Source organism: Enterobacter cloacae complex sp. HYC003_NIDB (assembly GCF_056673375.1).
This window is the reverse complement of sequence record NZ_CP114220.1, coordinates 2,686,999-2,706,877: the sequence shown is the minus strand read 5'-3', so window position 1 is coordinate 2,706,877 and position 19,879 is coordinate 2,686,999. Positions and strand designations below refer to the sequence as shown.

The following is a 19,879-nucleotide window of genomic DNA, read 5'->3' as shown; positions in this document are numbered from 1 at the left end:
ATTGTCCTGGAAATGCTAAATCGCTCGGTAATTAAAAAGAATAATACTCTTACCCTTTCCCTTGATTTATTATTGGATTGAACAATGGTGTAATCGCGCGTCGGCAACGATGGCGAAGCTTTGCAGCTAAAGGTCTTTCCCGCATCAGCAATTCCCAGATTTCTTTCTTTTTGGCATCTAAAGCGGCATCGCCTTTCGATTCATTAATAGTTGAGGCGTTCGCTTCTTCGGAAAGACATACAGGAAAAGGTATGATTGAATGAATTTTAGCCAAAGATAAATCTTCGAATAAGCTCCATTTGTCAGAAACCATCCACACAGGGTATAGGTTCTGAAGGAGATTACTGGCAGCTTTTTGATTAATAATATAAGCGTGAGCAGTCGTGGCTTGTTGAGTTTTATGAATGCTATATGAGCCATTTATGCTTTTGAGAGGTTTTTTGTAATATTTATTAACTCGACTAAGAAGTAGAATCTCAGGTTTAGTCGTGCTAAGCGTTACGTTGTCGAGTATTTCACGTAAATCATTATTTATTACGACATCATCCTCGAGGATGAGAGCTGCGTCGATATTTTCATATGTTATTTTTTTATATATTTCCAGGTGACTTAATGCGCAACCCACTTCACCTGGGAGAAAAGCATAATTCACCTCACGCGTGACATTTCTGCGTTCAGTTTCAGTCATTTTCCGACCGTCAATTGCTTCGATAAATTCGTGTGCAATGTTCAACTTTAATAGTTGAGATTCCATTTTTGCACGACGCTCGAGCGAGTGTTTGAGATTGATTATAAAAGTTCTCATCCTTTGAACGTTCCTTGAAGACTGTTTGGCTGGACTACATTCGTACATTTTACCAGTATTCGAACCAATTCAACATCGCTACCATACTATTTGCTACTATGAGTGCCACAATCCTTTCATTCTTTTGGTAAATGATGTGAACAAATACGCAGCGATAACGCTACTGGCAACGGTACTGGTGGGATGCGACAACAACACCGCGCCGCTGTCATTTACGCCGGAGATGGCGAGTTTTTCGAACGAGTTTGACTTTGATCCTCTGCGCGGGCCGGTGAAGGATTTTACCCAGACGCTGTTCAACGATAAGGGTGAAGTCTCTAAACGTGTGACCGGCACGATGTCAACGGAAGGGTGTTTCGATACGCTTGAACTGCACGATCTCGACGCTAATACGGGCGTTGCGCTGGTGCTGGATGCTAACTACTACGTCGATGCGGAAACCCAGCAGCAGAAGGTAAAGTTGCAGGGAAAATGTCAGCTGGCGGAACTGCCGTCTGCCGGCCTGACGTGGGACACCGACGATAACGGGTTTGTGGTTGCCGCGCACAGCAAAGAGATGGAAGTGAAGTACCAGTATGACGCCGACGGCTACCCGCTGGGTAAAACTACGGTTTCCGGCGACAAGCGTTTATCGGTCAAGTCGGTGCCGTCGAAAGATCTGCGCAAGCGCATGGATTATACGGCGGTAAGCCTGTTGAACGATAAACCGATGGGCAATGTAAAGCAGAGCTGTGATTACGATCGCCACAATAACCCGGTGAGCTGTGAGCTGGTGATCACCGATGACAGCGTCAAACCTGCCGTTGAGCACAAGTACACCATCAAAAACAGCATTGAATATTATTGAGAATAAAACCGCGCAGGTTACTGCGCGGTGGGTTTAAGCAGGCTGGCGGAGGAGGACTTATGCCCGGCCAGATGCTGATGCTGGAAAATGCACATGCGGATGGTGTTACGGTATTCGCCGTTAATAAAGAACTCATGGATCAGTTCACCTTCCACCATAAAGCCCAGCTTACGGTAGATATGAATCGCTTTTTCGTTCTCTTTGTCGACGATAAGGTAAAGCTTGTAGAGATTCAGGACGTTAAACCCGTAATCCATCGCCAGCTTTGCCGCCCGCGACGCAAGACCTTTCCCCTGGTGCTCCGGTGAAATAATGATCTGAAATTCCGCCCGACGGTGAACGTGGTTGATCTCAACCAGTTCAACCAGCCCGGCTTTCTCACCTTCGCACTCCACCACAAACCGGCGTTCACTCTGATCGTGGATATGCTTGTCGTAGAGATCGGACAGCTCGACAAACGCCTCATAAGGCTCTTCAAACCAGTAGCGCATCACGCTGGCATTGTTGTCGAGCTGGTGAACAAAGCGTAAATCTTCGCGCTCCAGCGGACGGAGCTTAACGTCACACGGCGTCGACATTACGGTGCTACCGTGCGGCCAGTGCGACGATCCAGACAGCGCAGGGTGTTAGGCTCCCAATAGGCGTTGACGTTGGCACTTTGCTGGCATTTGTCGCGGGCATCAAACGCGACGTCTTCTTTATCCCACTCTTTTTCCACGCGCTTATTCACTTTCTGACGCAGGCTGCGGGTGTCATTCCATTGTTCTTTGTCCATGGCGGCGTTCTGACGGCTTTGCGCGCTGTCACCAGACTCAATGATGAGTTTGCTGGTTTCGGCTGATGCCGTTGCGGCGAAGGCGAACGATGACAGCGCCAGTACGGCTGTCAGACAAAGGCGTTTGCTTAATGTAGTCATAGCGTTTCCTTTAAACGGGTGCAGACAATCGGATTACCCCGTTGGATTCTACACCAATCCGAAAGGGTGTCATACCCGCGCGGCAGGTATGGGAACGATGTGAACATTATCGCGTATGATGTCTAAATCAATCCTCACGAAACGAGAAAAATGTTCAAAACGACGCTGCTTTTTTTCGCGACCGCGCTGTGCGAAATCATCGGATGCTTTTTGCCGTGGCTCTGGCTAAAGCGGGGCGCTTCCGCGCTGCTGCTGATCCCGGCGGGTGTGTCCCTGGCCCTTTTTGTCTGGCTGCTCACCCTGCATCCGGCCGCCAGCGGGAGGGTATATGCGGCCTACGGCGGAGTGTACGTCTGTACCGCGCTGCTGTGGCTGCGCGTTGTCGATGGCGTCAGGCTAAGCCTGTATGACTGGGCAGGCGCGCTGATTGCCCTGTGCGGCATGTTGATCATCGTGGCCGGTTGGGGACGCGCATAAGCGTCCTTATAGTGTGATCGCCCGCTGATTTTACGATCATTATACTTGTATGGTAGTAGTGTAGTTGCGTAAATTTCCTGCATCACAACGAGCGATGTAAGGAAATGGATTATGAAGATTGTCGGGGCTGAAGTATTTGTCACCTGCCCGGGGCGTAACTTTGTCACCCTTAAAATCACCACCGATGAGGGCATTGTCGGCCTGGGTGATGCCACGCTGAACGGACGTGAACTTTCCGTTGCCTCCTACCTGAAAGATCACCTGTGCCCTCAGTTGATTGGCCGCGATGCGCACCGCATCGAAGATATCTGGCAGTTCTTCTATAAAGGCGCTTACTGGCGTCGTGGTCCGGTCACCATGTCAGCGATTTCTGCCGTGGATATGGCGCTGTGGGACATTAAGGCGAAAGCCGCGAACATGCCGCTCTATCAGCTTCTGGGCGGAGCCTCCCGGGAAGGGGTGATGGTTTATTGTCACACCACCGGGCACACCATTGACGACGTGCTGGAAGATTATGCCCGTCATAAAGAGATGGGCTTCAAGGCAATTCGCGTGCAGTGCGGCGTGCCGGGAATGAAAACCACCTACGGCATGGCAAAAGGAAAAGGGCTGGCGTATGAGCCAGCGACCAAGGGCGCCTGGCCGGAAGAGCAGCTGTGGTCCACTGAAAAATACCTCGACTTCACGCCGAAACTGTTCGACGCAGTGCGCAGTCAGTTCGGCTTCAATGAACATCTCCTTCACGACATGCACCACCGTCTGACGCCCATCGAAGCGGCGCGATTCGGCAAAAGCATTGAAGAGTACCGTCTGTTCTGGATGGAAGATCCGACTCCCGCTGAAAACCAGGAGTGTTTCCGCCTGATCCGCCAGCACACCGTCACGCCAATTGCGGTGGGGGAAGTGTTCAACAGCATCTGGGACTGCAAGCAGCTGATTGAAGAGCAGCTCATTGACTATATCCGCGCCACCATAACCCATGCGGGCGGCATCACCGGGATGCGTCGCATTGCGGACTTTGCCTCACTTTATCAGGTGCGTACCGGCTCACACGGCCCGTCGGATCTGTCGCCGATTTGCCACGCCGCGGCGCTGCATTTTGACCTGTGGGTACCGAACTTCGGCGTGCAGGAGTATATGGGGTATTCAGAGCAGATGCTGGAAGTGTTCCCGCACAGCTGGCGCTTCGATAACGGCTATATGCACCCGGGCGACAAGCCAGGGCTGGGCATTGAGTTTGATGAGAAGCTGGCGGCGAAATACCCGTACGATCCGGCTTATCTGCCGGTGGCCCGTCTGGAAGACGGCACCCTCTGGAACTGGTAAACGAGGAGCGAATGATGAAAAGCGTAGTGATCCAACAGCCGGATGTGCTGGTGATTGAAGAGCGTCCTCTCCCGTTGCCGGGCGCAGGCGACGTCCGCGTCAAAATTAAGCTCGCCGGTATTTGCGGTTCAGACAGCCATATCTATCGCGGGCATAACCCGTTTGCGAAATACCCGCGGGTAATCGGTCACGAGTTCTTTGGCGAAATAGACGCGGTTGGCGAAGGCGTGGAGGGCACCCGACTGGGCCAGCGCGTTTCGGTTGATCCGGTGATCAGCTGCGGGCACTGCTACCCGTGTTCCGTTGGAAAACCGAACGTTTGTACTTCGCTGGTGGTGCTGGGCGTCCACCGTGACGGCGGCTTCAGCGAATACGCCGTGGTGCCGGCGAAAAATGCCTGGCGCATTCCGGATGCGATCCCTGACCACCACGCGGTGATGGTTGAGCCATTCACCATTGCCGCCAACGTGACGGGGCAGGCGAAACCTACCGAACAGGATGTGGCGCTGATTTACGGCGCAGGCCCGATGGGGCTGGTCACCGTGCAGGCGCTGAAGGGCGTTTACAAGGTGAAGCAGGTCATCGTGGTGGATCGCATTGATGAGCGGCTGGAGATGGCGCAACGCAGCGGCGCAGACTGGGTTTTCAACAACGGCGAGCAGTCCCTACAGACCGCGCTGGATGAAAAAGGCATCAAGCCGACGTTAATCATCGATGCTGCCTGTCATCCGTCCATTTTACAGGAAGCGATTACGCTGGCGTCTCCGGCGGCGCGCATCGTGCTGATGGGCTTCTCCAGCGACCCGAGCCAGATTGTGCAGCAGGGGATCACCGGCAAAGAGCTGTCGATCTTCTCTTCGCGCCTGAATGCCAACAAATTCCCGGTGGTCATTGACTGGCTGGAAAAAGGGCTGATCGACCCTGAAAAACTGGTCACCCATACATTTGACTATCACCACGTTACAGACGCCATCGAACTGTTTGAAAAAGACCAGCGGCAGTGCTGCAAAGTCTTGCTCACGTTCGACCAATAATAATTCACGCGGTTAAGAGCCTGCGAAGACAGGCTCTCAGTGGTACGCATCTTACCTTGCAGAGATAGCCATTATGACTCAAGCACAACCTCAAAGAAGTACGTCAGATCTGGTGAAAGCCGCCGTATCTGGCTGGCTGGGCACCGCCCTGGAGTTTATGGATTTCCAGCTCTACTCCCTTGGCGCCGCGCTGGTGTTTCATGAAATTTTCTTCCCTGAGCAGTCCGCGGCCATGGCGCTGATCCTGGCGATGGGCACCTACGGCGCAGGCTACATCGCGCGTATTGTCGGGGCATTTATCTTCGGCAGAATGGGCGACAGAATTGGCCGTAAAAAAGTGCTGTTTATCACCATCACCATGATGGGGATCTGCACCACCTTAATCGGCGTCCTGCCAACCTACGCGCAGATCGGGATTTTCGCACCGGTGCTGCTGGTGACGCTGCGTATTATTCAGGGGCTGGGCGCGGGGGCTGAAATCTCCGGCGCAGGCACCATGCTGGCCGAATACGCCCCGAAGGGTAAACGCGGCATCATCTCCTCGCTGGTGGCCATGGGCACCAACTGCGGGACGCTGAGCGCCACGGCGATCTGGGCCGTGATGTTCTTTGCCCTCGATCGTGAAGAACTTATTGCCTGGGGCTGGCGCGTGCCGTTCCTCGCCAGCGTGGTGGTGATGATCTTCGCCATCTGGCTGCGTATGAACCTTAAAGAGAGCCCGGTGTTTGAGAAGGTAAACGATGCCGAAGCCGTTGCGCCGGTTGCTGCGCAGGATACCTCGGTCGGCGCGATGTTTAAGAGCAAATCGTTCTGGCTGGCGACGGGGCTGCGCTTTGGTCAGGCCGGTAACTCTGGGCTTATCCAGACCTTCCTTGCCGGGTACTTGGTACAGACGCTGTTATTTGATAAGGCGATCCCAACCGATGCGCTGATGATCAGCTCGATTCTTGGCTTCGTCTCCATCCCGCTGCTGGGCTGGCTGTCCGATAAAGTGGGGCGCCGTCTGCCATATATCATCCTTAACATTTCAGCCATTATTCTGGCTTACCCGATGCTGTCGATTATCGTCGATAAGAGTTACGCGCCGGGCGTGATTATGCTCTCTATCATCGTTATTCATAACTTTGCGGTGCTCGGGCTGTTTGCGCTGGAAAACATCACCATGGCGGAGATGTTTGGTTCGCGAAACCGCTTTACCCGCATGGCGATCTCCAAAGAGGCGGGCGGTCTCGTGGCGGTAGGCTTTGGTCCGGTGCTGGCGGGGATCTTCTGCAATATGACCGGGTCCTGGTGGCCGATTGTGGCGATGCTGGTGGCGTACTCGCTGATTGGGCTGGTCTCCGCTTTGCTGATGCCAGAAGTGCGCGACCGCGATTTGAGCCTGGTGGAAGATGCAGCTGAACCCCTGCGCCAGAGCGATACCGCAGCGAAGCAGCGGAAATATGGAGCCCTGTCATGAGTTTTATTAACGATAACTTCATGATTGGCAATGCGAGAGGTGTTGAACTTTATCGTAACGTCGCGAAAGCGCTGCCAATTATTGATTATCACTGTCACCTGGACGCGAAAGATATCTTCGAGAATAAAAATCTCGATAATATTACCGAACTCTGGCTGGCTGGCGATCATTATAAATGGCGCGCCATGCGCGCCAACGGTATTGACGAAAAATACATTACGGGCGATGCCCCGGCGGAGGATAAATTTGCGGCATGGGCTGAAACGGTCGAAGCGAGCTATGGAAATCCGCTCTATCACTGGACTCATTTAGAACTTCACCACTATTTTAACTGTGACGAACCGCTGGGCAGGCATAACTGGCGTGAAATAATGGAGCGCTGTAATCTGCTATTGCAGCAGCCTGATTTTACGCCGAGGGAACTCATTAAACGCTCCAGGGTAGAAGTTATTTGCACGACAGATGCTCCGCTTGATGATTTACGCTACCATCAATTATTGCGTGATGACGCGACGTTCAACGTTAAGGTATTACCGACCTTTCGTCCGGACGATGTTTTTGCGCAAAACGCGGAACAGTTTGCCGACTTTATCGATCGATTAGGTGAGACGACAGGATCTAAAATCCAGACATTCAGCGATTTTGTTAAGGGAATGAGCCAGCGTATTGCCTGGTTCCACGAAATGGGGTGCCGAATTTCCGATCACGGACCCGTGGAGATCCATTTTCAGTCAGCAGATGAAAGACAGGTTGAATCCGTGTTTGCCCGAAAGCGCCGGGGTGAAAATCTGGACGCCCGTAATAATGCGATTCTTGACAGTGCCATTTTTATTATGCTGGCGCATAATTACAGGCAGCATAACTGGGCAATGCAGATACACTTCGGTGCGATTCGCAATAATAATTCCCGCATGTACCGTTCTTTGGGTAGTAATACTGGTTTTGACTCGCTGACCGATCAGTCGAATCTTGCGGCCAATCTCAACCAACTCCTGGATGCAATGGCGCAGGCTGAAGCTTTGCCCAAAACCATTCTATATAACCTCAACGCCAGTTATAACGATATTGTCGCGACGACTATCGCTAATTTTCAGACTGCGGAATTGGGCGTTAAATCGCCGATACAGTTTGGCTCCGGATGGTGGTTTAACGACACTCAACGCGGAATGGAAAACCAGCTACATAGCCTTGCGGATCAGGGGCTATTAATGAATTTTGTCGGTATGTTAACCGATTCCCGTAGTCTGGTTTCGTATACTCGCCACGATTATTTCCGTCGTATTTTGTGCAATATCATTGGCGGCTGGGTGGAGCGTGGTGAAGTTCCGGATAATAACGCCATCCTAACGAAGATGGTTAAAAATATTTGCCATGATAATGCTGAAAACTATTTCAGATTCTAAATTCTACTCACTGAGTGGGGATGGAACATGTCTCGTACTGCAAAAAAAATTACTATTCCGGTTAGTATCGGCTACGGACTAACGGATATTATGGGCGGCGGTGCCTTTACCGTTATCGGCGCCTGGTTATTATTCTTCTATACGACATTTGTTGGGTTGTCACCGGTTGAAGCGGCGTCTATTGTTGCTATAGCGCGCATTGTCGATGCTATCGTTAGTTTGTTTATGGGAAGTTTCACTGACCATTTTTACAAAAACTATTTTGGTAAAAAATTTGGTCGCCGACGTTTCTTTTTGCTGATCGGTGCACCGTTGATGCTGGTCTATGCATTGCTGTGGCTTGATGGCATGACATACGGTTTTTATCTCGCCGTCTATCTAGCATTTGAAATTATTGCTGCAATGGTACTGATCCCGTGGGAAACGTTACCGTCAGAAATGACAAAAGACTTTAACCAGCGGACCAAACTCTCTACCTGTCGCATGTTTCTTTCAGCGTCCGGGACGTTTCTGGCGACATTTATTCCCGGATTACTGATCGGCTATTTCGGGGAAAACAGCGCCCATGCCTACCTCATAAACGGCGTTATTTTTGCTGTACTGTTTATGGTATGTGTATTCATCTCGTGGAAAGTGACCTGGGAACGCGAGTTGACGCCGGAAATGCTCTCCGGGCTGGAAAAAAACACACGCCCACAAACAGCAGGGGAGAAGCTGGCTGCCTTTGGACGACTTTTTAAGGAGTATGGTTCCACCCTGAAAATCCGGGCCTTCAGGAAACATCTCGCCATCTATCTGCTGTCGTTTACCGGCAAAGATGTCTACAACACGGTATTTGTATTTTTCTGCGTCTACTGTCTGAATGTCTCTTCCTCACTGGCAGGCACGCTGCTGTCGATGAGTATTGTGGGGCTGCCCGTCACGTTAATTGCGGGTATAGGGATCATCAGATATGGGCCATCAAAGCTATATGTATTTGCCTATTCACTGATGTTGCTCTGTTTGGGGGGCTTCTTTGCCGTGTACCAGATCCCTGCGCTGAATACCGTCGCGACGCTGGTCATTCTGGCCGGGGTGTATCAGGTGGGGCGCTGCGTCCTTGAGTTTACACCGTGGAACGTGTTCCCGTTCATTCCAGATATCGATGAAATGGTCAGCCGTCAGCGTCGTGAGGGACTGTTTGCCGCGGTAATGACATTTTCCCGAAAAACCACGGTCGCTATTGCCACCTTTATTGTGGGTCTCCTGTTACAAAGCGGCGGATTTGTAAAAGGGAGCCAGACGCAGCCAACCGAAGCCATCCACACCATCGCAATGCTGATGTTCATCGGCACTGCTGCCTTGCTTATCCTGGCCCTGTGGCAGGCTCTGACATTCAACCTGAACAAGCGTACGCACAAAATCTTTGTGGATGAGCTGGATCGCCTGAAAGCCAACGGCTCTCCCCAACGCGTATCCGCCGAAGCTCGCCGGGTCGTGGAAGATTTAACAGGCTATTCCTACGACAGGTTGTGGCGTGAGCCGACGGTCCGGTCCGGCGAGCAGACGGTGCGCACCCCTGTATGATCTGGTTTATATCTTTTGCCAGATGTCACACAACTTGATTTTTATATCACACCACTTGGCCGAAAGTTAATGTAAATCAATGTTCATGGCAGCATAACCAGTATTGTGATCGGCAGGATAAAGTAATGACACTGCCATTCTAGTTGGTTTAGTCAACCGGCGCAGCCGCACTGTCACCAGAGCGGCTGCGGATCTCAGCGTTCATAATTAACGAGTCTCAATCATGGAAAACCGTTTATTACAGGCGAAGGCAACGCGTCCTCAGTACGATCGCGACAGCCTCAAGGCACGCATTGTTCATTTAGGGTTTGGCGCGTTTCACCGTGCGCACCAGGCGGTGTACACCGATATACTCGCCGCAGAACAGGGCAGCGACTGGGGTTACTGCGAAGTTAACCTGATTGGCGGCGAACAGCAGATCGCCGATCTGAAGGCACAGGATAATCTTTACACCGTAGCAGAGATGTCTGCCGATGCGTGGACGGCGCGCGTGGTCGGCGTCGTCAAAAATGCGCTGCATGCGCAGGTCGACGGCCTTGAAACCGTGCTGGCGGCGCTGTGCGATCCGCAGGTCGCCATTGTTTCCCTGACCATCACCGAGAAAGGGTATTGCCACTCCCCGGCAACCGGACAACTGATGTTCGATCATCCGTTAATCGTTGCCGACCTGCAAAACCCCCATCAGCCGAAATCTGCGCCAGGCGTAGTGGTTGAAGCGCTGGCGCGGCGTAAGGCGGCGGGGCTGCCAGCATTCAGCGTGATGTCATGCGATAACATGCCGGAAAATGGCCACGTGATGCGCAATGTCACCTGCGCCTACGCGCGCGCTGTTGACGGCGAACTGGCCGACTGGATTGAAGCGAACGTCACCTTCCCGTCAACCATGGTGGACCGTATTGTGCCCGCCGTCACGGCTGAAACGCTGGATAAAATTGAACAGCTGACCGGCGTACGCGATCCGGCAGGTGTCGCCTGCGAGCCGTTCCGCCAGTGGGTGGTAGAAGATAATTTCGTCGCCGGACGTCCACAGTGGGAAAAGGCCGGTGCGGAACTGGTTTCTGATGTCATTCCGTTTGAAGAGATGAAGCTGCGTATGCTTAACGGCAGCCACTCGTTCCTGGCCTATCTCGGCTACCTGGCCGGTTATCAGCACATTAACGACTGCATGGAAGATGAACATTATCGCGCAGCCGCGCATGCGCTGATGCTGAAAGAGCAGGCGCCGACGCTGAAAGTGAAGGGGGTGGATTTAGCTCACTATGCCGACCAGCTGATCGCACGTTACAGCAATCCGGCCCTGCGTCACCGCACCTGGCAAATCGCCATGGACGGTAGCCAGAAATTGCCGCAGCGGATGCTCGATTCCGTTCGCTGGCACCTTGTCCACCAGAAACCCTTCCCGCTGCTGGCCCTCGGTGTTGCGGGCTGGATGCGTTATGTCGGCGGTGTGGATGAGCAGGGTAACGCGATTGAGGTGAGCGATCCGCAGCTGGCGGTGATTCAGGCGGCGGTAAACGGTAGCGCTGAAGGCGAAAGCCGCGTTAGCGCGCTGTTGGGCATTGAGGCTATTTTCGGTAACGAGCTGCAGAAGGACGCGGTGTTTGTGGCTGCGGTCATGCAGGCCTATCAAACGTTGCTGCAAAAAGGCGCGAAGGCCACGGTTGCTGAGTACGCCTCCCGGCTTTAACGCGATGACATGCCGCCGTCCGCGGCGGCATGTCGGGGCGCAGCTTAGTGCATCCCCAGGCGAATCAGCTCAATCGGTTCGAACTTACCTTCGCATCCCTCGACTTCAACCGTTTTACCACGACGCACCTGCTCGGCATTAAGGCCGTCGCTGTGGATCGCTTTAATCACGCCGAACTGGCCTGTGCCGCTAATCATGACGCGGCTGCCAGTGGTGATTGCATTTCGGTTACGGTCGTATGTCATCATGGTATTTTCTCCTCTCGTACTTATCCGTTACGGCGCTAATTCAACGGCTGCCGTTCACGGGGCACTATTAATACGCCTCTCTTTAACGAAATTATTTGCTTTTGATCAAGCTCACACTTTTTTCTTATTTCATGCAGGCGTTGACGGTTCAGGATACCACTTTACAAAGCGGACAGTTATTTTCTTTAAATGATAGTTTCCAGGAGCAAGTGTTTAGGTTTTGTTTATATCCACAATGTCATTCTGGAGGCAGAAAATAACCCTTCATCGGAAAAGGAGTCAGGCTTATGTATAAGAAAATTTTGATGCCTGTTGATGTGTTTGAAATGGATTTGAGCGATAAAGCGGTACGCCACGCGGTCAACCTCGCGAAGGCGGAAGGCGCGACGATCACCCTGGTCAACATTCTCCCTAACAGCAGCCGTTCGTTACTGCGGGGGTTCAATGCCGATATTAAGAAGTTCGAAGAGTATATGACCGCCGAGTCTGATAAGAAGATGAAGGCGCTGAAACGGCTCTTTGATATGTCCCCGGACAATATTGACTGTGAAGTTCGCTTCGGCAACGTACGCGATGAAATCATCAAGCTCAGCAAAGAGGGGAAATATGATGTCATTGTTATCGGATCAAAAAATCCGAGCATTACAACCCATCTGCTGGGTTCGAATGCTGAAACTATCCTGCGCTACGCCACTATTCCGGTATTAGTGGTCCGCTAATTACTTCGCCGCAACCGAAAGGGGGCGGCGAAGTTTTATTCTTCGCTGAACCACTCGCGGTTTTCCTGGCGAATTAACTGAACTGACTCACTAATTTCCTGAAGGTGAAGCGTCATCGCTTTATCTACGGCTTCCACGTCGCGTTTTTCCAGCGCGCTGAAAATATCATGATGCTGGCGCAGCAACATCTCTGGCGGAGAAACATGGTCGAGGCTCATGTAGCGCACGCGGTCGATGGTAGCTTTGATGTTTTCGACGGTATCCCACGCGAGCTGGCACTCGGCGATCTGCGCCAGTTTCTGGTGGAACTCGTCGTCCAGCTGGAAAAAGTCGTTTAACTGTTTGCGGTCGATGGCGATTCGTTGCTGATGCAGGTTTTGCTCCAGCAGGTAGCACTGGTTATCGTTGATGAGCGACGCGGCGCGACGCACCACGGCGCACTCGATGGCCTGGCGAACAAAACAGCCATTCCGTACCTGCGAAAGCGAAATTTTATTTACATAGCTGCCGCGCTGAGGGCGGATCTGAATAAGGCCGTTTTCTGCAAGCTTAATAAACGCCTCACGTACGGGCTGACGGGAAACGTCAAAACGTACCGAAACCTCTTTTTCTGAGAGTGGCGTTCCCGGTGGGATCAGGCAGCGAACAATATCACGGCGTAAGATGCGATATATTTGCTGATTAACGGGCTGGGTAGGATTAAGTTGCGATTCAGCGGCCATGGGTTGTGATTTCTCAGAGAGTTAACCTGAACATACTACCATTCTTTTCCCTGCCATCACATACCCGGCCCGCAGGCCGGGCAGGGTAAATTAACCGCGATGCACGCTGAGTCCGGCATAGGTCTGGCTGACGGGCATCATCTCAACCGTATTGATGTTGACGTGCTTCGGCAGGGTCGCGACCCACCAGACGGTTTCGGTGATATCTTCCGGCGTCAGCGCATTCGCGTTTTCATAGGTTTTATCCGCTTTCGCGTCGTCGCCTTTGAAACGCACGTTGGAGAATTCAGTTCCGCCTACCAGACCCGGTTCAACATCGGTCACGCGGATCGCGGTTCCGTGCAGGTCGGTGCGCAGGTTCAGGCTGAACTGGCGGACAAAGGCTTTGGTCGCGCCATAGACGTTGCCGCCCGCGTAAGGCCAGCTTCCGGCGGTGGAACCGATGTTAATGATATGGCCACGGTTACGTTCAACCATGCCCGGCAGCACGGCGCGGGTCATGTACACCAGCCCTTTGTTGTTGGTGTCGATCATGTTTTCCCAGTCTTCCACGCTGGCTTTGTGGGCAGGCTCCATGCCCAGTGCCAGGCCAGCGTTATTGACCAGCACGTCAATTTCACGCCATTCGGCAGGCAGGTTGGCAATCATCTCTTCGATGGCGGCGCGGTTGCGGACGTCCAGCTGCGCGGTCAGAATGCTGTCACCCAGCTCGTCTTTTAGCTCCTGCAAACGCTCCTGACGGCGCCCTGTTGCAATCACTTTGTGTCCGTTGGCGACGAAGCGACGCGTGATGCTTTCACCAAAACCCGCTGTCGCCCCGGTAACTAAAATAATCATCTCACTGTTCCTCAACGCTTTTTGTGTTGTACTAACATAGCACGCTCTCCGGCACGTCGTTAAGGCAACATTTGTATGACGCCATTGCAGGCCGGCGCAGGCTGGCCTACTCTGGGGAGAAATACCGTGCTCAGGAGTAAACGATGTCGGTCAACAATCCTTTTTTTGAAATTAGCCTGTTGCCTTATCAGGCGCCACGTTTTGATGCGATTAACGACAGCCATTATCGTCCGGCATTTGATGAAGCAATGCGCCTGAAGCGTGCAGACATTGACGCGATTATCGCGCAGCGCGCCGCGCCGGACTTCGACAATACCGTGCTGGCGCTGGAAAAGAGCGGGGCCATGCTGTCGCGCGTGAGCAGCGTGTTCTTCGCCATGACGTCCGCACACACCAACGATGATCTTCAGGCACTGGACGAGCAGTTCTCCACCGAACTGGCCGGGCTGGCGAACGATATCTGGCTAAACGATACGCTTTTCGCCCGCGTGGAAGCCGTCTGGCAGGATCGCGAGGCGCTGGATGCCGAATCCCGACGACTGACGGAGGAGATGTATCAGCACTTTGTTCTTGCTGGCGCGCGTCTGAACGCCGATGAAAAAGCCGAGCTGAAAGCCCTGAATACCGAAGCCGCCACCCTGACCAGCCAGTTCAACCAGCGCCTGCTGGCGGCGAACAAGGCGGGAGGGCTGGTGGTGGACGATGTTCACCAGCTTGACGGGCTCAGTGCGGAGGAGGTGGCTGCCGCGGCTCACGCTGCCGCAGAAAAAGGGCTGACGGATCGCTGGCTGATCCCGCTTTTGAATACCACGCAACAGCCCGCGCTGGCGGCGCTGTCGTTGCGCGAGACCCGTAAAAAGTTGTTCAGCGCGGGCTGGGAACGCACTCAGAAAGGCGACGAAAACGATACGCGCGAGCTGATCCGTCGGCTTACCGCGTTACGGGCAAGACAGGCGCAGCTGCTCGGCTTTGACAACTATGCGAGCTGGAGCATTGCCGATCAGATGGCGAAAACGCCTGAAGCCGCGCTCGAATTCATGCGCGGGATAGTTCCTGCGGCACGCGGCAGGGCCGCGCTGGAGCAGGCGGATATTCAGAAGGTCATCGACGACGAGCAGGGTGGTTTTACGGTACAGGCCTGGGACTGGGCGTTTTATGCCGAACGCGTGCGCTCAGCGAAATACGCGCTGGATGAGTCGCAGATCAAACCCTATTTCGCGCTCAATACCGTGCTGGAAGATGGCGTATTCTGGACCGCCACGCAGCTGTTCGGTATCCGCTTTGTCGAGCGTTTTGATATTCCGGTTTACCACCCGGATGTTCGCGTGTGGGAGATTTTCGACCACACGGGTGAAGGCATGGCGCTGTTCTACGGCGACTTTTTCGCGCGTGATTCCAAAGCGGGCGGCGCGTGGATGGGGAATTTTGTTGAGCAGTCTTATGAGTTTGCCGCGCGTCCGGTGATTTATAACGTCTGCAACTATCAAAAAACGGCGAACGGGCAGACCGCGCTAATCTCCTGGGATGATGTGATTACCCTGTTCCACGAGTTTGGCCATACCCTGCATGGCCTGTTTGCCAGCCAGCGCTATGCCACGCTTTCAGGCACCAACACGCCACGTGATTTCGTTGAATTTCCTTCGCAAATCAATGAACACTGGGCCAGCCATCCGCAGGTGTTTGCGCACTTTGCTCGTCACTATCAAACAGGCGAACCGATGCCGGATGCGCTGCGGGAAAAAATGCTCAATGCGACCCAGTTTAATAAGGGTTATGACATGACGGAGCTATTGAGCGCCGCGCTGCTGGATATGAACTGGCACGGCATTCAGGAGCCCGTTGAAGACGTGGAAGCCTTTGAAGCCGCCGCGTTGAAAAAAGAGGGGTTGGATCTTCCAGCCGTACCGCCGCGCTATCGCAGCAGCTATTTCGCCCACATCTTCGGCGGCGGCTACGCGGCGGGCTATTACGCCTATCTCTGGACGCAGATGCTGGCGGACGATGGCTACCAGTGGTTTGTCGAGCAGGGCGGTTTGACGCGCGTGAACGGACAGAAATTCCGCGAGGCGATTTTGTCCCGCGGCAACAGCACTGATTTAGCTGAACTTTACCGGAACTGGCGCGGGCACGATCCGAAGATCGAACCGATGCTGGAGAATCGCGGATTGAGTGCGTAAGGCTTTTTAGTGTGGGAACAGAACCGGGCGCGAGGCCCGGTTTTTTCTTTCCCAAAATGAATCCTTAATTCTGCGAAATTTGCAGGAGGATAGGGGCCAGCTTCACGTAGCTACACCTTTACTTTTACCCAGTAAGGATCCCCGCGACTTTAGAACATCTGGCGCTTTAACCCGACTTTATCCGTTGGCCGGACTAAATATACTGCTTCAGCGTCCACGTTTATAAGTCAGCCATCCCTCACAGGATGGCTGTATATTGTTTAATTTAATGAAATACGAACCACACTATCCGGGCCTTTCGTCGTGTTGTCGTCATTGAAGTCCTGCTTCACGGTTACGTATAACGTTTTACCGTCCGGTGTTACCAGAAGACTGTTGGGATGGCTGGTGAACGTCCAGCTGTTTTTCACAGCATAGCTCCCGGCGTCAAGCTGCAACACCTTCCTGGATTCGCGCTGAGTGATGAAAATTTCGTTGCGCTCAGCGTTAAACTTAATTCCCAGCGCATCGCCTTTAAGACGCTTGATAACTTTCCCGCTGCGCTCATCAAATACCAGTGTGGTTTTGGCTTTTGAATCATCAGTCACGAACAGGCGCCCGGTGGCCGGATCTTCTGCCATATTCAGGAACAAATACGCTTTTTTATCTCCCGGCGTCCAGCGCTGTTCGATTTTATACGTCTCCGGGTTAATCACCAGAATTTCACCGCCGCCATTGGCGGCATAAAGGCGGTCTGTCAGCGGCGAATAAATAATCCCCGTCACCCATTTCCCGGCATTTTCGATTCGGGCTTTTAGCGTCATGGTGTTGGCATCAACCACGGAGATAAACCCAGGGTCGGCAACGCCGCCGATAAACAGTTGTCCCTTGTGGAAGAGGATTTCACGCGCACCAACCGGGTCGCCATCCTTGTCTTTGCCTTCAAACATCAGGCGCTGTAGCACCTTGCCGCTTTGCACGTCCACTTTCGATACCCCGCCATCAAGGGTGTTGGTGGTGTAGTAGACCTTGCCATTATCGTCCGCTGCCATGCCGAAGTTTTTCAGGTCGGTGTGGGTTTCACCTTGCGTGGCAAGCGTTGTGGGATCCAGTTTATAGAGCACCCCGCCGTTGACGTTTTTGAAACTCTGTGCGCTCGCAACGTACAACGCGTTTGCCGTTGGGGAGTAAACCATCTCATACAGACCGTCAGCGAGTTCGCGCTGCTTGAGTTCGGCCGAACCCGGGAGGGCTGCTGACGCCGTTGCGCTCAGGGTTAACGCCGCGGTAAGAATGCTTAAGCCCCATGTCTTTCCTTTTAGCCAATGGAATGTGTTCATTTTTTGTTCCTGTCATGCGCGAGCCGCGCTGATTTTGATAAATATACATTTATTTACATTTAACTTACAAAATTACCTGTGCATAATAAAGCAAATAATTATCATTTCCATTCTTATTTGGATGAATGATTTGCACATAACGACAACAACAGACAGGTAACATGATGATTTTTAAAGGCAGGGCTAATCGCGCGAAAGCGCCCGCAGGATTAATTCCTGCTTCCTTCTCACTTTCACTGCTTGCGCTGGCAATGTCCGCCGTCATGCACCCGGCACAGGCGGATGAAAATACGCAAGAACAAGAGATGGTTGTCTACGGTGACGGGAACGGGAGCGCCGACTCGCAGCAGGATTATGCGGTAAAAACCACGCGTTCAGGCACCAAAATGCTGCTGACCCCGCGCGATATCCCCCAGTCAGTCAGCGTCGTGACGCGCCAGCGTATGCAGGATCAAGACCTGCAAACCATTGACCAGGTACTTACCAATGCCACCGGCGTTTCGTCGCAGCAGGTTGATAGCGAGCGTTCCAGCTACTTTTCCCGCGGCTTTGAAATCACCAATTTCGCCTACGATGAGATCCCCACATCAATGGGCGACGCGTGGAACTTTGGCGATGCGCAGGAAGATACTGCCATTTATGATCGTATAGAGATTGTGCGTGGCGCAAACGGCCTGATGACCGGCGCTGGCGATCCGGGAGCAACGGTGAACATGGTGCGTAAACGTGCCGACAGTAAAACCTTCAGGGGCAACGTCAGCGCAAGTTACGGAAGCTGGAACAAACAGCGTTATGTGGGCGACATCTCCGCGCCCCTCAATTCCGACGGCAGCCTGCGTGGGCGCGTCGTGGCAGGTTATCAGGATCAGGACAGCTGGCTTGACAGATATGGCAAGCGCAAGAAATTTCTCTATGGCGTCATTGAAGGCGATGTAACGGAACACACGACGGCCTCGCTGGGCTGGGACTATCAGCAAACAAACACAGCCAACCCGACCTGGGGCGGATTACCCAGCCTGTACAGTAACGGCAGTCGTACCCATTACGATCGCAACGTCAATACCTCGGCAGACTGGACGGGATACTCCGTTGAGTCGCGTAAAGTTTTTGCTAACCTCACCCACAACTGGGATAACGGCTGGTCGGTGCGTTTCAATGGAACCCACGGCGCGCAAACGTTCAATGATACCCTGCTTTATGTGATGGGCAATCCGGACGCCACCACCGGAGAAGGCGCATCAGGCTGGGGTAGTAAGGATCGCGGCAAGCGCACTCTGGACGCCCTTGATGCCTACGCCAGCGGGCCTTTTGAACTTCTCGGGCGTCAACATCAGCTGATGGCCGGAGCCAACTATAGCCGACAGCACAATGCTACCTTCAGCAAAGACGGGCCAATGGACAGTGCTCAGATTGGCATCTTCAACAACAGCTGGGACGGCAGCGTGGCCGAGCCGGAGTGGGGCGACTGGTATCAAAATGCGGATGATATCGTGCGGCAAAAATCGGCGTATACGGCGGCACGCCTGTCGCTGGCGGATCCGTTGTCGCTAATCGTTGGCGCACGTTATACCCAGTACAGCTCAGATGGCAGCAGCGGCGATATGCGTAAATACAACACCACCCCTTACGGCGGGCTGGTGTATGACATCAACGACAGCCTTTCCGCTTACGCCAGCTATACCTCAATTTTTGCCCCGCAAACCAAACGCACGAAAGAGGGTGCATGGCTCTCTCCCGTCACCGGTAAAAATTATGAAACCGGCCTGAAGGCAGACTGGATGGACGGTCGACTGACCACCAACGTTGCCGTATTCCGCATAGAACAGGAGAACGCGGGGGAGGAAATCAGCGGGGTATTCGTTAATGGATCCAGCGAACAAGCTTATCGCGCAACCAAAGGCGCAGTGAGCAAAGGCGCGGAATTTGAGGTGAACGGTGCCGTTACCGACAATCTTCAGCTTACCTTCAGCGCGACCCGCTATGTTGCCCGTGATTCAGATGGCCGCTTCAACAGCTTTGCGCCGCAGACGCAGCTTAAGGTGTTCAGCCGTTACCGCGTCCCGGCGCTTCCGGATCTGACAGTAGGCGGCGGCGTAAACTGGCAGAATCAGGTGTACAAAGATGTCACCGGTCCGGACGGCGAGACGCAGCGCCTCTATCAGGGCAGCTATCCGCTCGTCGACTTGTTCGCGCAGTATCAGCTGACGAAACAGCTGGCGGTGCAGGCAAACGTTCGTAACCTGTTCGACCGCGAATACTACTCCTACCTCGATGACTCTGCCGTCTATGGCGAACCGCGTAGCGTCTCGGTAAGCATGAGTTACACATTCTGATCTA

The 19,879-nt window shown here is 53.3% G+C and carries 18 protein-coding genes; 11 read left to right on the top strand and 7 right to left on the bottom strand.

Annotated elements, in window-relative coordinates; genetic code table 11:
* Window positions 1-49: 49 nt before the first annotated feature.
* Window positions 50-805 (bottom strand): glycosyltransferase family 25 protein, encoded by a 756-nt coding sequence (locus O1722_RS12830; RefSeq protein WP_033486749.1) that lies wholly within the window; start codon window positions 803-805, stop codon window positions 50-52.
* 136 nt (window positions 806-941) lie between these two features.
* Between O1722_RS12830 and O1722_RS12825 the strand changes: the two genes are divergently transcribed.
* Complete coding sequence (locus O1722_RS12825) at window positions 942-1,652, top strand: YnfC family lipoprotein (RefSeq protein WP_017384542.1); 711 nt, start codon at window positions 942-944, stop codon at window positions 1,650-1,652.
* 17 nt (window positions 1,653-1,669) lie between these two features.
* On the opposite strand, the gene speG is transcribed toward O1722_RS12825, so the two are convergent.
* Window positions 1,670-2,230, bottom strand: a complete 561-nt coding sequence (gene speG, locus O1722_RS12820) for a spermidine N1-acetyltransferase (protein WP_003857416.1) — start codon at window positions 2,228-2,230, stop codon at window positions 1,670-1,672.
* On the bottom strand, window positions 2,230-2,568 hold the full coding sequence (locus tag O1722_RS12815) for a DUF1283 family protein (RefSeq protein WP_006808856.1): 339 nt from the start codon (window positions 2,566-2,568) through the stop codon (window positions 2,230-2,232). Before O1722_RS12815 ends, speG begins: the two co-directional genes overlap by 1 nt.
* A gap of 150 nt (window positions 2,569-2,718) precedes the next feature.
* Here O1722_RS12815 and O1722_RS12810 point away from each other — a divergent pair, with 150 nt between their 5' ends.
* The 7 genes from O1722_RS12810 (at window position 2,719) to O1722_RS12780 (ending at window position 11,520) form a co-directional block, all read left to right on the top strand.
* Window positions 2,719-3,045 carry a YnfA family protein gene (locus O1722_RS12810; RefSeq protein ID WP_003857412.1) on the top strand — a complete coding sequence of 109 codons (327 nt, stop codon included), beginning with the start codon at window positions 2,719-2,721 and terminating at the stop codon, window positions 3,043-3,045.
* Window positions 3,046-3,156: 111 nt separating this feature from the next.
* A complete protein-coding gene (gene manD / locus O1722_RS12805) occupies window positions 3,157-4,371 on the top strand; it encodes a D-mannonate dehydratase ManD (protein WP_017384541.1) in 1,215 nt (404 codons plus the stop codon).
* A gap of 14 nt (window positions 4,372-4,385) precedes the next feature.
* Window positions 4,386-5,405: a Zn-dependent oxidoreductase gene (locus tag O1722_RS12800; RefSeq protein ID WP_033486750.1), complete on the top strand. Its 1,020-nt coding sequence runs from the start codon at window positions 4,386-4,388 to the stop codon at window positions 5,403-5,405.
* A 73-nt stretch (window positions 5,406-5,478) separates the two neighbouring features.
* Entirely contained in the window at window positions 5,479-6,864 is a 1,386-nt protein-coding gene (locus O1722_RS12795) for an MFS transporter (RefSeq protein WP_017694076.1), read from the top strand.
* Complete coding sequence (gene uxaC, locus O1722_RS12790) at window positions 6,861-8,267, top strand: glucuronate isomerase (RefSeq protein ID WP_032669998.1); 1,407 nt, start codon at window positions 6,861-6,863, stop codon at window positions 8,265-8,267. Before O1722_RS12795 ends, uxaC begins: the two co-directional genes overlap by 4 nt.
* A gap of 27 nt (window positions 8,268-8,294) precedes the next feature.
* A complete protein-coding gene (locus tag O1722_RS12785) occupies window positions 8,295-9,833 on the top strand; it encodes an MFS transporter (protein WP_015570613.1) in 1,539 nt (512 codons plus the stop codon).
* 223 nt (window positions 9,834-10,056) lie between these two features.
* Complete coding sequence (locus O1722_RS12780) at window positions 10,057-11,520, top strand: mannitol dehydrogenase family protein (RefSeq protein ID WP_033486751.1); 1,464 nt, start codon at window positions 10,057-10,059, stop codon at window positions 11,518-11,520.
* Window positions 11,521-11,564: 44 nt separating this feature from the next.
* Here the strand turns inward: O1722_RS12780 and ydfZ are convergent, their stop codons facing one another.
* Window positions 11,565-11,768 carry a putative selenium delivery protein YdfZ gene (ydfZ, locus tag O1722_RS12775; protein WP_003857405.1) on the bottom strand — a complete coding sequence of 68 codons (204 nt, stop codon included), beginning with the start codon at window positions 11,766-11,768 and terminating at the stop codon, window positions 11,565-11,567.
* A gap of 287 nt (window positions 11,769-12,055) precedes the next feature.
* On the opposite strand from ydfZ, the gene O1722_RS12770 reads away from it, so the two are divergent.
* Entirely contained in the window at window positions 12,056-12,487 is a 432-nt protein-coding gene (locus O1722_RS12770; protein ID WP_015570611.1) for a universal stress protein, read from the top strand.
* A 35-nt stretch (window positions 12,488-12,522) separates the two neighbouring features.
* Here O1722_RS12770 and O1722_RS12765 read toward each other — a convergent pair whose 3' ends face one another.
* Together O1722_RS12765 and ydfG are read right to left on the bottom strand one after the other, a co-directional pair.
* Window positions 12,523-13,209 (bottom strand): GntR family transcriptional regulator, encoded by a 687-nt coding sequence (locus O1722_RS12765; protein WP_003857403.1) that lies wholly within the window; start codon window positions 13,207-13,209, stop codon window positions 12,523-12,525.
* A 90-nt stretch (window positions 13,210-13,299) separates the two neighbouring features.
* A complete protein-coding gene (gene ydfG / locus O1722_RS12760; RefSeq protein ID WP_022647991.1) occupies window positions 13,300-14,046 on the bottom strand; it encodes a bifunctional NADP-dependent 3-hydroxy acid dehydrogenase/3-hydroxypropionate dehydrogenase YdfG in 747 nt (248 codons plus the stop codon).
* A 143-nt stretch (window positions 14,047-14,189) separates the two neighbouring features.
* On the opposite strand from ydfG, the gene dcp reads away from it, so the two are divergent.
* Window positions 14,190-16,223 (top strand): peptidyl-dipeptidase Dcp, encoded by a 2,034-nt coding sequence (gene dcp / locus O1722_RS12755; RefSeq protein WP_033486753.1) that lies wholly within the window; start codon window positions 14,190-14,192, stop codon window positions 16,221-16,223.
* 260 nt (window positions 16,224-16,483) lie between these two features.
* On the opposite strand, the gene O1722_RS12750 is transcribed toward dcp, so the two are convergent.
* Window positions 16,484-17,542: a YncE family protein gene (locus tag O1722_RS12750; RefSeq protein WP_017694072.1), complete on the bottom strand. Its 1,059-nt coding sequence runs from the start codon at window positions 17,540-17,542 to the stop codon at window positions 16,484-16,486.
* A gap of 164 nt (window positions 17,543-17,706) precedes the next feature.
* Between O1722_RS12750 and fhuE the strand changes: the two genes are divergently transcribed.
* Window positions 17,707-19,875 carry a ferric-rhodotorulic acid/ferric-coprogen receptor FhuE gene (fhuE, locus tag O1722_RS12745; protein WP_033486755.1) on the top strand — a complete coding sequence of 723 codons (2,169 nt, stop codon included), beginning with the start codon at window positions 17,707-17,709 and terminating at the stop codon, window positions 19,873-19,875.
* The last annotated feature ends 4 nt before the right edge of the window (window positions 19,876-19,879 follow it).